Source organism: Microbacterium luticocti DSM 19459, assembly GCF_000422405.1.
In the GTDB taxonomy this organism is placed as follows: domain Bacteria; phylum Actinomycetota; class Actinomycetes; order Actinomycetales; family Microbacteriaceae; genus Microbacterium; species Microbacterium luticocti.
In genome coordinates, this window is record NZ_AULS01000026.1 from 1 (window position 1) to 11,472 (window position 11,472).

Below are 11,472 nucleotides of genomic sequence, written 5' to 3' on the forward strand. Positions count from 1 at the left end.
ACCGCGCGAGCACTGGCAGAAGGTGTGGTCGAACAACCCGATCGAGCGCCTCAACCGGGAGATCAAGCGCCGCGCCGACGTCGTCCAGATCTTCCCCGACCGAGACTCCGTGACCCGCCTGATCGGCGCCGTCCTGCAAGAGCAGCACGAGGAATGGTCCTACGGGGAACGCCGCTACTTCTCCGACACCTCGATGCGCAAACTCGTCCACACCCTCCACGACCACGCCGAACCCGCACGCCCCGAGCTCTACCTCACCGCCTGACCACCACCCCCAGGAAGCAACCAAAATGACACCACCCCACGGGACTTGACCGCGCCTGCCCGCCCGATCACAGCCATTTGCGTCGACTGAGCTGGCACGGTCGCGGCGCCGGATGCCGTGGCTCAGTCCGTGCGCACCAGAAGGTCGCCGACCTCGCAGTCCAGCGCCTCCAGAGCCGGACCGCCCTCACCTCCGCCACCCGGGACTGCCATGTCGGTGGTTCGTGTGATCGTGGGTTCATGAGCGCAGCAGGCGAGCTGGAGGTCGTGACCGTCGAGGCGGCCATCCTGCAGAAGGAGGAAGACCTGAAAGGGTGGTGTCCCGCGAGCGGCGAGAGCGTCGGCCGGATGTCTCCGATTCCGGGCTCGGATGACGGGACGATCGAGTGCCCGGACTGCGGCCGTTCATGGTTCAGCGGCTCCACCGTGCTCGATGACCATGACCGCCCGGCGTTCTCATGAGCACACCCTCGCCCGATGACAGCATCCGGTTCCTGAACAATGCCTTCCGACTCATCAACTCTGACGTGGCCACCCAACTCTGGGAGCGGGGCTGGGCGGTCACCGATCCGGACGCCGCGCAGCTCGAATGGTTCTGGCCGCCCACAGCACCCACCGGATATGCCGGACTGCCGGATCCACACGAGCAGGCTCGACTGCGCCGGCCCGGCATGATCGAGCCGCACCGGACCCCCTGGACGACGCCGACGCGGATCCGACGATCAGGAGATGTGTGGCGCGTGGAATACGGCTCGGCCATCGCGCAGGAGCCGGACGAGCTCGTCGAGTATGACGACGGCGAGGCGTTGCTGAACGACCTCGAGCGCATCGAGTGCTGGCCGATGAGCGTGGAGGAGACGAAGCGCATCAGGAACGAGCGGATCGTGGAGGTCACGTACGCCGCCGCGCACGACGACTTCTACCGCGCTGCGACCATCACCGAGCCCTACGCAAGTCGGCTCGGCGAGATCATCGCCTGGCAACGGTACGAAGCCGAGCGGCGGCGCGGGCCCGACTCGGGCCATTCCGCCACAAGAATGCCGGCGTCCCGGCGCCGCGGCGGCAGCCTGAGCGCTCAAGCCCAGATTGTGGAGGCTGCGGCGTGGGCATCGGCCGTGCGCACGGCCCGAGCCGGCGGCCCTGACTGGAGTCTCTGAGCGTGCTCTCGGCGCCGACTCATTCGTGCGCGTGGCGGGTCGAAAGGCTCTGAGCCTGCTCTCGGTGCCGGCTTATTCGTGCGCGTGGCGGGTCCGGAGGTTCTGAGCGTGCTCTCGGTGCCGGCTTATTCGCGCGGGCAGCGGGCCCGGAGGCTCTGAGCCTGCTCTCGGTGCCGGCTCATCCGCCCGCGCGACGGGCACGGTAGGCGGCGACGGCGTTGCGGTTCGCGCAGGTCGTCGAGCAGTATCGCTTCGACCGGTTGCGCGACAGATCCAGTGCGATCGCCTGGCACCCGGCATCCGCGCACACGCCGATGCGCCCGGTCTCGTCTGCGCGGATGACGTCGATCAGCGCCATCGCGGTCTCGACCAGGATCCGCTCGGACAGCGGCCGGTCGTCGGCAACGGCGTGCAGGTGCCAGTCGGTGTCGTCGTGCCGGGTCAGCCGCGGCGTCAGCGACACCTCGGCCAGCACCGCGTTCACGTGCGTCACCATCGCGTCGCGCGGCGCCAACAGCATCGCGCGCAGCCGCGGACGCAGCCCGCGCAGCGCTTCGAGCTCGGCCGCGTCACGGTCGATGCGGCCGGTGTACGGCTCGGCACGCACGAACGCGTCGAGATCGGCGACGGATGCCAGTGTGTCGGGCTCTTCGGCCGTGTTGACCAGCCGGACCGCCGCCCGCAGGGCCGCCGTCGTGTCATCGGTGAACAGCACATTGACAGCTTACACAACCCGGGCGTAGTGTCATCGATCATGAGCACCATGGCCAATGACACGGCACCCCTCGGCGCCGTGCGCGCGGTCGGTCCGGGCCTTCTGGTCGCGCTCGGCGCCGCGTTCTCGTTCGGCATGTCGGGCGCCTGGGCCCGCGGCCTCATCGACGCCGGCTGGACGCCCGGCGCCGCCGTCACCGCCCGCGTCTGGGTCGCCGCGCTCGTGCTGGCGATCCCCACGATCGTCGCGCTGCGCGGCCGCCGCCACGCGCTGCGCCGCAATGCCGGCATGATCATCGCCTATGGCCTGCTCGCGGTCACCGCCACCCAGCTGTGCTACTTCCAGGCCGTCGCGGTCATGGACGTCGGTCTCGCCCTGCTCATCGAATACACCGCGCCGGTCGCCGTCGTGCTCTGGCTGTGGCTGCGCCGCGGTGAACGACCGAGCGTGCGCAGCGTGATCGGTGCCGTCATCGCGTTCGCCGGCCTCGTGCTCATGCTCGACGTGCTCACCGGTGCCCGGGTGCACCTCGCCGGTGTGCTCTGGGCGCTTGCCGCCATGGTCGGCGCTGCCGCCTACTTCGTGCTGTCAGGCCGCGGCGACACCGACCTGCCGCCGATCGCACTGGCCGGGCTCGGCCTGCTCATCGGCGCCGTCGGCCTCAGCGCTGCCGGACTGACCGGCATCCTGCCCATGGCGTGGAACATCCACGACGTCGCCTACCGCTTCGGCACGGTGCCCTGGTTCGTGCCGGTGCTGGCGATCGGCCTGCTCGCTACCGCGCTCGCATACGTGCTCGGCATCGCCTCGACCCGGATGCTCGGGTCACGACTGGCCTCGTTCGTCGCGCTCGCCGAGGTGATCGCCGCGTTGCTGTTCGGATTCCTGCTGCTGGGTCAGCTGCCGAACCTCGTGCAAGCCCTCGGGGGAGTGCTCGTGCTCGCCGGGGTCGTCGTCGTCAAACTCGGTGAGCCGCGCGCGCCCGACTTCGTGGAACCGGTGCCCGAGCCCGAGCCCGGACCCGACCCCAGGTCCGAGCCCGAGCCCGGGACGACCGCGGCCTGATCCGCCGTGCCCCCACCGACTGCGGCCTGATCCGCCGGGTGCCGGATACCGTGCCATGCCCGGACGCCCGACGCCGGATACCTGATGCCGGGCGCCGGGCCGGTGGCATCCGTTCACCCGCTGCTGCGCACCAGCTCGAGGCCGGCGCCGGCGAACTGGCGCAGCGTCGCGTCGGGCAGGAAGGCGCGGGTGAGCGCCGCCGCGATGCGGGTGAGGTCGCTCTCGTCGCGGTACAGCAGGTACAGCGATTCGAAGCGCGGGTGGAACTTCTGCTTGAACCGGTGCAGCGACCCGAACCCGTACACCGGCTCGAGCAGGTCGGCCAGCCGCTCGCTGAGCTTCGCGATGGCGTCGGCGTCGGGCGGATACTCGTGGGTCAGCGGCGCGCCCGATAGTGACAGCAGCTGTGCCCCCTCGTCGCGGAAGTGCTGCGCCGACATCGCGATCAGGTACTCCATCACGGGCGGGAACCCGCCCTCGCGCCGCCGCATCAGATCCAGCGTCCAGCCCCGCACCGACCCCTGCCCGTACACCGGCAGCCACGACAGGAACCCGTCCACGTCACCGTCCGGCGAGACCGCCAGGGCCACCCGCACCTCGGGGTCGTCCGCCTCGGCGAGGGTGCCCAGGGTGAAGCGCATCTCGGGCAGCCCCTTGTCACCCACCCACAGCTGCGAGATCGCCTGCAACTGCGCCCGCACGCCCCACGTCTCGTCGCGCAGCCGCGTCATGCGGAACGTCACCCCCTCGCGCTCGGCCCGGTTCATCGCCGTCCGGATCGGCCCGAACCGTTTGCCGGTGAACGCCAGCCCGGGCAGGTCGACGATCGTGTCGTCGGCGACGACCAGGCTGCGCCAGCCCGGCGGCACCGCCGCGCGCGTGGCCTCGTCGGCGCTGAAGAAGCACGGCACGAGCCCGGCATGCTCGGCGGCCCGCACGAACTCGGCGACCGAGGCGGCGCGGGTGGATGCCTCTCCCAGCGGATCGGCGAGAGCCAGCGCGACGCCTGCCCGACGCTGATACGCGACGATGCCGTCCGCGGTGCGCGCATAGGCGTTGGGCTCCCATGTGGTCATCCACGACAGCGTGCCGCCCCCGTGGGTCTGCAACGCCCGGCGCACCTCGTCGCGGTCAGGCTGCGGCATCCGCCCCAACACCGCCCGTCGCCGCCACCGGAACGCCCGCCGCACGGCGATCAGGTAGACGAGCACCAGCAGCCACAGCACCGCGGTCGCGATGTCGACGGCGGGGTCGCTGCCCAGCGCGTCCTGCACCGCGGCGCGCCCGGTGAGCACGAGCAGACCCAGCAGCAGGGCGCCGTAGGCGACGTTCAGCGTGGCCAGCACGAGCGCCACCACCCACGCCCACCGTCGCGCCCGCCGCAGCCCGTCGGCGATGACCAGCACCACGACGACGTCGACCGCCGTGCTCCAGAACGGACCCGACAGCGGCTTGGTCGGTCCGAACAGCCCGTCGGTGGGCGCGATCGCCACGATGACGCCGATCGCCCCCAGTGCCAGCATGGCCACGTACGCGATCAGCCGCTGCTCGCGCAGTGTCGTGCGGCGGATGCGCAGCGAGTGGTCGAACGCCAGCACCAGCAGCACCGCGACCGCATGCTCCAGATCGGGCAGCCGCCCCCAGAACAGCACCGCGACGAACACGAACGCGATCAGCACCGTCCACGCGCGCACCCGCCACGGCCCCGACAACAGACCGGCCGCCGCCGCCAGGCACGCCATCGTGCCGCCCGACGGCCCGACGTCCAGCGCTCCCGCCTGCGCGACCGCCCACGGCCATCCGGTCATCGCGCACAGCCACAGAAGACCCGCCGACACGAGCACCGCCAGCAGCTGGCCGGCCCAGAAATAGGCGAGCGCGACCGCGCTGCCGCGCCGCCACTCCAGGTACGCCATCCCGACGAACCCCGACAGGGCGAGCACGTACACCCACGGGGGGTCGACGAAGAACGCGCCGGTGACCGGCGTCCACCACCGGCCCTCCGCCAGCACGGGAAGCCCGTAGGCGACGGCATCCCACACCGGCGACTCGTGCAGCGGGCGCCACAGCCCCGCCCCGGCCACACCGGCCAGCAGCAGCAGCGCCAGCATCGTCCAGGTGGCCGGGATCGCCCGCAGCGCACGCCACAGTCTCGTCCGAGGGCGAGGGGCCGTTCTCATCCATGCTCCGCTTCTGTCGTGCAACGTGCTGTGCGTTCCGTCCGGACGCGGTGCTTCGATTCTGGGTGAGGCGTCCGACACCCGGCAACCGACCCGCGCCCCTGCGGCCGGTGCGGCACGGATGCCGCGTTGCACGGCACGGATGCCGCGGACCGGCCGTGGCACGTCGCCTCGCGCCGTGCACGGTGCCGCGGGCGAGGCCGTTCGCCGCCGCCCGGGGCAACGGATGCCGCGACGGGGTCGATCGCCTCCCGCCGGGGCGACGGATGCCGCGGGCTCTATCGCGCCTGCCGGGGCGACGGATGCCGCGGGCTCAGGCCGGCACGACGGCCCGGGCGCGCAGGGCCTGTGCCACCCGCGTCGGGCCGGATGCCGCCATGCGGGTGAAGAACGCGGTGCGCACCGACGCCGAGACCCGCGAGATCGGGGCGGCGGGCTCGCCGTCGGCCAGGCACTGCTCGAGCGCGTCGCGCAGCAACCGCACCGCCTCGGCGCGTTGCTGTGACACGGCGGAATGCGTGACGCCCAGCTCGGCGGCGATCTGGGTGATCGGCCGCTCCTCGATGTACACCGCGTGCACGATCCGTCGCATCCGTTCCGGCAACGCCTGGATCGCGCACTCGAGCACCGCGCGACGTTCGGCGAGCATCGCCGACTCTTCGGGCAGCGGCAGGTCGGTGGCCACCTCGCGAGCCGACGGGTCGTCGAGCGTGGTGAGGGTGCGCCCCGCATCCGCGAGCGTTTCGACCACCGCATCCTCGGACACGCCCATCGCGGTGGCGATCTCGGCGGCGGTGGCCGTGCGGCCCAGGCCCGCGGTGAGCGTGTCGCGCACGGCGAGGGTCTCTTTGATGCGGGTGCGGATGCCGCGGGTCGCCCAGTCCATGGCGCGCATCTCGTCGGCGAACGCGCCGAGGATGCGACGGCGGGCATAGGCGGCGAACGGTACGCCGAGGCTGGGGTCGAAGGCGTCGGCCGCGGTCACCAGGGCGAGGGCGCCGACCGCGGCGAGCTCGTCGCGCGGCACGTTCGTGGCGCGCGCGTGCGTCTCGGCGGCCAGGTACCCGACCAGGGGCAGGTTCTGCACGATGAGGCGGTCGCGCTCAGGATGCGGGGGCATCGGGACGTCATCACCTCTCTCATCGACATCCCCAGTCGATATTCCCCAGCGGCCTTGGTTTACTGAGATCAGTCTCGTTCGCCCCGACACCGGGGAAAATGAGAAGATGCTCATCTTGTCTGGATAACCATACGGGACGGGTTGCCGATAAGACAAGAAGACCGCCCCTCGCTGGGCGCACTGGGGATTCACTGGGGAAGAGGAATCATGGGAACCAACGAGCTGTCCATGCGGCTCTGGCATGAGCGCGAGCTGCTCACCGCTCTCCTGTTCAAGCTCGACGTGCAGCGCATGCTGCTGGCATCCGGCCAGGACCGCTGGATCGACATCGCCTCACGCGAGATCGACGAGGTGTCGGCGCGCTTGCGCGACACCGGCGTGGCGTGCGTCGTCGAGGCGGTCGGCGTCGCGCACGAGTGGGGGGCGCCCGAGGACGCCACGCTGCGCGAGCTGATCGGGTACGCCCCCGACGACGCCTGGCGCGAGGTGTTCACCGGACACCTCGACGCCCTCACCGGCCTCACCGCCCAGATCGCGCAGGTGCGCGACGCGAACACCGCGCAGCTGCGGGCGGTGTTGCAGCGCACCGAAGAGGCACTGGGCGACCTGCAGGGCGCGACGGACGCCCGCCTGGACGAAGCCGAGGTGGAAGCCGAGGTGCGGGCATGACCGGGCAGCCCGGGCAGGGCCGGCGGCCCGACCCCGCCGCATCCGACCTCGACGTGGACGCCCTGCTCGCACTGCAGGCGCAGCGCGTGGTCTACCGGTCGGCGCTCACGGTGACCGAGCGGGCGCTGCCGTCTTCGCTCGACGACTTTCTGCGCTGACCCGCGGCCGCTACCGCAGGGTGCGGACCCCGCGGTTCAGTCGAGGTCGGCGAGCAGGGCCGGCAGCCGCTGCGCCTCGCCGGGTGCCATGGCGTAACCGTGCTCGCGTGCCGGGTATGAGCGTGCGCGCACGTCGTCGACGTACGCGGTCACCCCGTCGACCATCGCCTTGCGCACCTCGGCGTAACGCTTCACGAACCGCGCGGTGGGGCCCTCGGTGATCCCGAGCAGGTCGTGCACGACGAGCACCTGGCCGTCCGCGGCAGGGCCCGCCCCGATGCCGATCACCGGCACCGGCAGCCGCGGCACCAGCGCGGCCGTCACCTCGGCCGGGATCGCCTCGAACACCAGGGCGAAGCATCCCGCCTGAACCAGCGCGGACGCATCGCGCGCCACCTGCACCGCGGCCTCGGCAGTGCGGCCCTGCGCCCGATACCCGCCCAGCGCGGTGGCCGTCTGCGGGGTCAGTCCGACATGCCCCATCACCGGGATGCCGGCGGCGACGATCGCCCGCGCCCGCTGCGCCGTGGTGCCGCCGCGCTCGACCTTGACGGCATCCGCCCCCGCCTGCTTCACGAACCGCTGCGCGGTGCGCACCGCCTGCTCGTCGGAGGCCTCGTACGAGGCGAACGGCAGGTCGGCCACCAGCAGCGCCCGGCGCAGGCCGCGCCGCACCGCGGCGGCGAGCATGAGCATCTCGTCCACGGTGATCGGCACGGTGCTGTCGTAACCGAGCACGGTCATCGCCGCCGAGTCGCCCACGAGCACCACGTCGGCTCCGGCCGCCTCGGCGACCTGTGCACCGGGGTGATCGTAGGCGGTGACCATCGCGATGGGGGCGCCGTCGGCCTTCATCGCCGCCAGCGTGGCGATCGTGACGGGCGCGGCGCCGGATGCCACGGGCCGGGCGCTCATGCCGTACCCCGCCCGTTCACAGGGGCGGCCGTCCGGTGCCGCCGTGGACGGGCTGCCGTCGGGGACATGATCGTGGCGGGCATCAGCGCACCTCCAGGATGGTGTTGTCGATGAGCCGCGCGGCGCCGACCCGGGCGGCGACGGCCAGCAGCGCCGTGCCGGTGATCTCGTCGAGCGGGGCCAGGTCGTCGGGTGAGCGCAGCTCAAGGTATTCCGGCTCGATCCCGGCGTCATCGAGCACGGCCCGTGCCGCCGCGATCACCTCGGTGGCACGGGTGTGCCCGGCGGCGAGGGCGGTCTCGGCCGCGACCAGTGCGCGGCGAAGCGCCGTCGCGCGGGTGCGGGCCGTGGCATCCAGGTACGCGTTGCGCGAGCTCATCGCCAGCCCGTCGTCTTCGCGCACGATCGGGCACGCCTGGATGCGCACCGGCATGTCGAGGTCGCGGGCCATCCGGCGCACGACGAGCACCTGCTGCGCGTCCTTCTGCCCGAAGTAGGCGACGTCGGGGGTGACGATGCCGAACAGCTTCGCGACGACGGTGGCGACACCGTCGAAGTGGCCGGGGCGGGTGGCGCCGCACAGCACGTCGGTGATGCCCGACACGTGCACGGTCGTCGCGAACCCGTCGGGGTAGATCTGGTCGACGGGCGGGGCGAACAGGATGTCGACACCTGCCTCGGCCGCCAGGCCGGCGTCGCGCTGCTCGTCGCGCGGATAGGCGGCGAGGTCTTCATTCGGCCCGAACTGGGTCGGGTTCACGAACAACGACACCACGACCAGGTTGGTCTCGCCACGCGCCTGCCGCATGAGCGAGAGGTGTCCGGCGTGGAACGCACCCATGGTCGGCACCAGTCCGACGCTCGCGCCGCGGTCCCGGGCCACGCGCACCGCGGCGCGCATCTGGGCGGTCGATCTGATGATCTGCATCTCTCACGCGCTCCTTGCGGCGAGGGCGCGCGTGCCGTGCACGAGCGCGTCGAACAGGGGCAGCAGCTCGGGCGCATCGGTCGCCACCGCGGCCCGGTGCAGGGCCACCGTCACGTCGTCGCCGCGCACGATCGGCCCGGTGAGCGCGGCCGGCCCGTCGGCCGCCCAGTTCTCCACCGTGCGGCGCACCAGCGGGGCGAGCAGGGCGCGCGCATCGACATCGGGCACCGCCGCAGCGGTCAGCTGTTCGGCGGCCGACTCGAGGGTCACCACGAAGTTCGAGGCGAACGCCGCGGCGGCGTGGTAGACGGCACGCCGCGAGGGGGCGATCTCGAACGGCGTCATGCCGAGGGCTGCGGCCAGATCGTGGGCGACGTGCAGCGCACGCCGGGTGCGGCCGGCGACCGCGCATCCGGCCCCCGCCAGCACGGCAGGGTCGTCGCCGGTGCGGATGGTCTGCAGCGGGTGCAGACCGAAATCGACGTCCTGGATGCCGGTGGCACCGGAGGTGTGTCCGACAAGTCGTGCGCGACCCGATGCCGCGGCTGCGGCATCCGGGATCTGACGGTCGGGCACGCACAGCAGCACGACATCCGCGGGTTCGACCTGCTCGCCGCGGCCGGACGGGCCGTGCACGGTGAACCCGGCTCGGATCAGCGCACGGGCGAACACCGTGCCGACGCGACCGGCACCGACGACGCTCACATCGGTGACGGAGCGCCCGGTCTGCGGCGACGGGAGGGTCATGGCGGCACGATCTGCGCGGGGACAGGGGTTGTCTTGAGGATAGTGACTGCCATGGGCAGCAGGGGTCACGCCCTGCCGCACGGCAGCCCCCACACCGATGCCGCAGCAGGAGCCACACCGATGCCGCAGCAGGAGCCACACGGATGCCGCAGCAGGAGCCACACGGATGCCGCAGTGGGACCCACACCGACGCCACAGCAGGACAATCCGGCCACAGCAGGAGAAATCGGGCCGGAATCTCCTGCAGCCGGCGGAATCTCCTGCCGTCGGCGGTCCGGCCACGGCGCGTCAGGCCGGCTCGGCCGCGGGGGATCAGGGGTCCTGGGCGGGCGGGACCCAGCGCTGTTCGAAGCGGCCGAGCTTCCACACGATCACGGCAGCGGCCCAGGTGACCGCGAGCAGCCCGACCACGACGTAGCCCACGCTGTTCAGATCGATCGCCCCGACGGCATCCCAGAACGGCCCCGACCAGCCCAGCTCGTCGGCGAGCAGGCTGAGCAGCTCGATCGTGCCGATCACCAGGGCGATGAACACCGACAGCACCGTGATGACCAGGTTGTAGTACACCTTGCGGGCCGGACGCATGAACGCCCAGCCGTAGGCGATGTTCATGAAGATGCCGTCGGCGGTGTCGAACAGGCACATTCCGGCGGCGAACAGCAGCGGCAGCGACAACACGGCCCACCACGGCAAGCCGCTGACCACCGCGGCCCCCGAGAGGACGAGCAGCGTGATCTCGGTGGCGGTGTCGAATCCCAGCCCGAACAAGAAGCCGATCGGGTACATCTTCCACGGCCGGTCGACCTTGTCCGACAGCCTGCCGAACAGGCGGTTCATGAGCCCCCGCTTGGCGAGTTGGTCTTCGAACCCGGCCTCGTCGAACTCGCCGCGGCGCAGGCCGCGGAACGCCTTGACGATGCTGATCGCGATGAGGATGTTGACGATCGCGATCAGATACAGGAACACGCCCGACACGGTCGTGCCGATCACACCGGTGATCGCGTGCAGTTGCGACCCGTCGTCTTTCACGGCCACGTTCAGCGCGCGAATGCCGAAACACAGCAGCAGGGCCATCAGGAATACCACGCTGGAGTGCCCGAGCGAGAAGAAGAATCCGACTCCCGCGGCCGGGCGGTTCTCGGCGAGCAGCTTGCGGGTGGTGTTGTCGATCGCGGCGATGTGGTCGGCGTCGAAGGCGTGTCGCATGCCCAGGGTGAGAGCCAGGATGCCGGTGCCCACGCCGAACACGGCACCGCTGGCCAAGTGATACTTGCCCGCGGCCCCGGCCAGCAGCAGCAGGAGGCCGAGGGCGAACAGGGCGATGATCACCAGCACCATGGGAACGACGGCGCGGGCCCGCACACGGCCCGGCCCGTTCGCCGCGGTGGCCTTCTCGGGTGCGCTCGTGGTCATGTGTGCCTCGCCTTCCGGTGCATCCGCGCCAGGTGCATGCTCGTCCTCGCCGGGCGCATCGGCAAGCATCTGATGCGACAAAGTCGCAGATTCGTGCCTGCGCACCGGCGCTGCGCGGCGTGTGGCGCAGGGGCGACTGAG

Annotated in this window: 13 protein-coding genes; 6 read left to right on the plus strand and 7 right to left on the minus strand. The window is 71.6% G+C overall.

Going from position 1 to position 11,472, the window contains the following annotated elements; translation table 11 throughout:
* The 3 genes from H577_RS16490 to H577_RS0112570 all read left to right on the plus strand — a co-directional run.
* Nucleotides 1-265 (plus strand): IS256 family transposase (locus H577_RS16490; protein ID WP_036285085.1); only part of this gene is annotated, 265 nt, incomplete at its 5' end.
* Between the two features lie 239 nt (nt 266-504).
* Nucleotides 505-726 carry a hypothetical protein gene (locus H577_RS0112565; RefSeq protein ID WP_029146240.1) on the plus strand — a complete coding sequence of 74 codons (222 nt, stop codon included), beginning with the start codon at nt 505-507 and terminating at the stop codon, nt 724-726.
* Nucleotides 723-1,421: a hypothetical protein gene (locus H577_RS0112570; protein WP_029146241.1), complete on the plus strand. Its 699-nt coding sequence runs from the start codon at nt 723-725 to the stop codon at nt 1,419-1,421. The genes H577_RS0112565 and H577_RS0112570 overlap by 4 nt, the downstream gene beginning before the upstream one ends.
* Before the next feature lie 178 nt (nt 1,422-1,599).
* Here H577_RS0112570 and H577_RS0112575 read toward each other — a convergent pair whose 3' ends face one another.
* Nucleotides 1,600-2,136 carry a CGNR zinc finger domain-containing protein gene (locus H577_RS0112575; protein WP_029146242.1) on the minus strand — a complete coding sequence of 179 codons (537 nt, stop codon included), beginning with the start codon at nt 2,134-2,136 and terminating at the stop codon, nt 1,600-1,602.
* Nucleotides 2,137-2,175: 39 nt separating this feature from the next.
* Here H577_RS0112575 and H577_RS0112580 point away from each other — a divergent pair, with 39 nt between their 5' ends.
* Nucleotides 2,176-3,201 (plus strand): EamA family transporter, encoded by a 1,026-nt coding sequence (locus H577_RS0112580; RefSeq protein ID WP_029146243.1) that lies wholly within the window; start codon nt 2,176-2,178, stop codon nt 3,199-3,201.
* A gap of 113 nt (nt 3,202-3,314) precedes the next feature.
* Here H577_RS0112580 and H577_RS0112585 read toward each other — a convergent pair whose 3' ends face one another.
* A complete protein-coding gene (locus tag H577_RS0112585) occupies nt 3,315-5,381 on the minus strand; it encodes a bifunctional lysylphosphatidylglycerol flippase/synthetase MprF (protein ID WP_036285088.1) in 2,067 nt (688 codons plus the stop codon).
* Nucleotides 5,382-5,694: 313 nt separating this feature from the next.
* Entirely contained in the window at nt 5,695-6,501 is an 807-nt protein-coding gene (locus H577_RS0112590; protein WP_029146245.1) for a sigma-70 family RNA polymerase sigma factor, read from the minus strand.
* 207 nt (nt 6,502-6,708) lie between these two features.
* On the opposite strand from H577_RS0112590, the gene flgN reads away from it, so the two are divergent.
* Together flgN and H577_RS17725 are read left to right on the plus strand one after the other, a co-directional pair.
* Complete coding sequence (gene flgN, locus H577_RS16495) at nt 6,709-7,170, plus strand: flagellar export chaperone FlgN (protein WP_156876654.1); 462 nt, start codon at nt 6,709-6,711, stop codon at nt 7,168-7,170.
* Nucleotides 7,167-7,328 carry a hypothetical protein gene (locus tag H577_RS17725; protein ID WP_156876655.1) on the plus strand — a complete coding sequence of 54 codons (162 nt, stop codon included), beginning with the start codon at nt 7,167-7,169 and terminating at the stop codon, nt 7,326-7,328. Before flgN ends, H577_RS17725 begins: the two co-directional genes overlap by 4 nt.
* A 36-nt stretch (nt 7,329-7,364) precedes the next feature.
* Here H577_RS17725 and panB read toward each other — a convergent pair whose 3' ends face one another.
* The 4 genes from panB to nicT all read right to left on the minus strand — a co-directional run bounded on the left by panB (nt 7,365) and on the right by nicT (nt 11,331).
* Nucleotides 7,365-8,243: a 3-methyl-2-oxobutanoate hydroxymethyltransferase gene (panB, locus tag H577_RS0112605; protein WP_029146246.1), complete on the minus strand. Its 879-nt coding sequence runs from the start codon at nt 8,241-8,243 to the stop codon at nt 7,365-7,367.
* An 82-nt stretch (nt 8,244-8,325) separates the two neighbouring features.
* Entirely contained in the window at nt 8,326-9,171 is an 846-nt protein-coding gene (panC, locus tag H577_RS0112610) for a pantoate--beta-alanine ligase (RefSeq protein WP_029146247.1), read from the minus strand.
* A 3-nt stretch (nt 9,172-9,174) separates the two neighbouring features.
* Nucleotides 9,175-9,918, minus strand: coding sequence for a Rossmann-like and DUF2520 domain-containing protein (locus H577_RS0112615; RefSeq protein WP_029146248.1), 744 nt, complete (start codon nt 9,916-9,918; stop codon nt 9,175-9,177).
* Nucleotides 9,919-10,230: 312 nt separating this feature from the next.
* Nucleotides 10,231-11,331 (minus strand): Nickel transporter NicT, encoded by a 1,101-nt coding sequence (nicT, locus tag H577_RS0112620; RefSeq protein WP_211217932.1) that lies wholly within the window; start codon nt 11,329-11,331, stop codon nt 10,231-10,233.
* Nucleotides 11,332-11,472 lie beyond the last annotated feature (141 nt).

What these genes read in the sequence shown, in the direction of transcription:
- flgN (WP_156876654.1), top strand. Translation starts at nt 6,709, where the DNA reads ATGGGAACCAACGAGCTGTCCATGCGGCTCTGGCATGAGCGCGAGCTG.
- H577_RS0112570 (WP_029146241.1), top strand. Translation starts at nt 723, where the DNA reads ATGAGCACACCCTCGCCCGATGACAGCATCCGGTTCCTGAACAATGCC.
- H577_RS0112585 (WP_036285088.1), bottom strand. Translation starts at nt 5,381, where the DNA reads ATGAGAACGGCCCCTCGCCCTCGGACGAGACTGTGGCGTGCGCTGCGG.
- panC (WP_029146247.1), bottom strand. Translation starts at nt 9,171, where the DNA reads ATGCAGATCATCAGATCGACCGCCCAGATGCGCGCCGCGGTGCGCGTG.
- nicT (WP_211217932.1), bottom strand. Translation starts at nt 11,331, where the DNA reads ATGACCACGAGCGCACCCGAGAAGGCCACCGCGGCGAACGGGCCGGGC.
- H577_RS0112565 (WP_029146240.1), top strand. Translation starts at nt 505, where the DNA reads ATGAGCGCAGCAGGCGAGCTGGAGGTCGTGACCGTCGAGGCGGCCATC.
- H577_RS0112590 (WP_029146245.1), bottom strand. Translation starts at nt 6,501, where the DNA reads ATGCCCCCGCATCCTGAGCGCGACCGCCTCATCGTGCAGAACCTGCCC.
- panB (WP_029146246.1), bottom strand. Translation starts at nt 8,243, where the DNA reads ATGAGCGCCCGGCCCGTGGCATCCGGCGCCGCGCCCGTCACGATCGCC.
- H577_RS0112615 (WP_029146248.1), bottom strand. Translation starts at nt 9,918, where the DNA reads ATGACCCTCCCGTCGCCGCAGACCGGGCGCTCCGTCACCGATGTGAGC.
- H577_RS0112580 (WP_029146243.1), top strand. Translation starts at nt 2,176, where the DNA reads ATGAGCACCATGGCCAATGACACGGCACCCCTCGGCGCCGTGCGCGCG.
- H577_RS17725 (WP_156876655.1), top strand. Translation starts at nt 7,167, where the DNA reads ATGACCGGGCAGCCCGGGCAGGGCCGGCGGCCCGACCCCGCCGCATCC.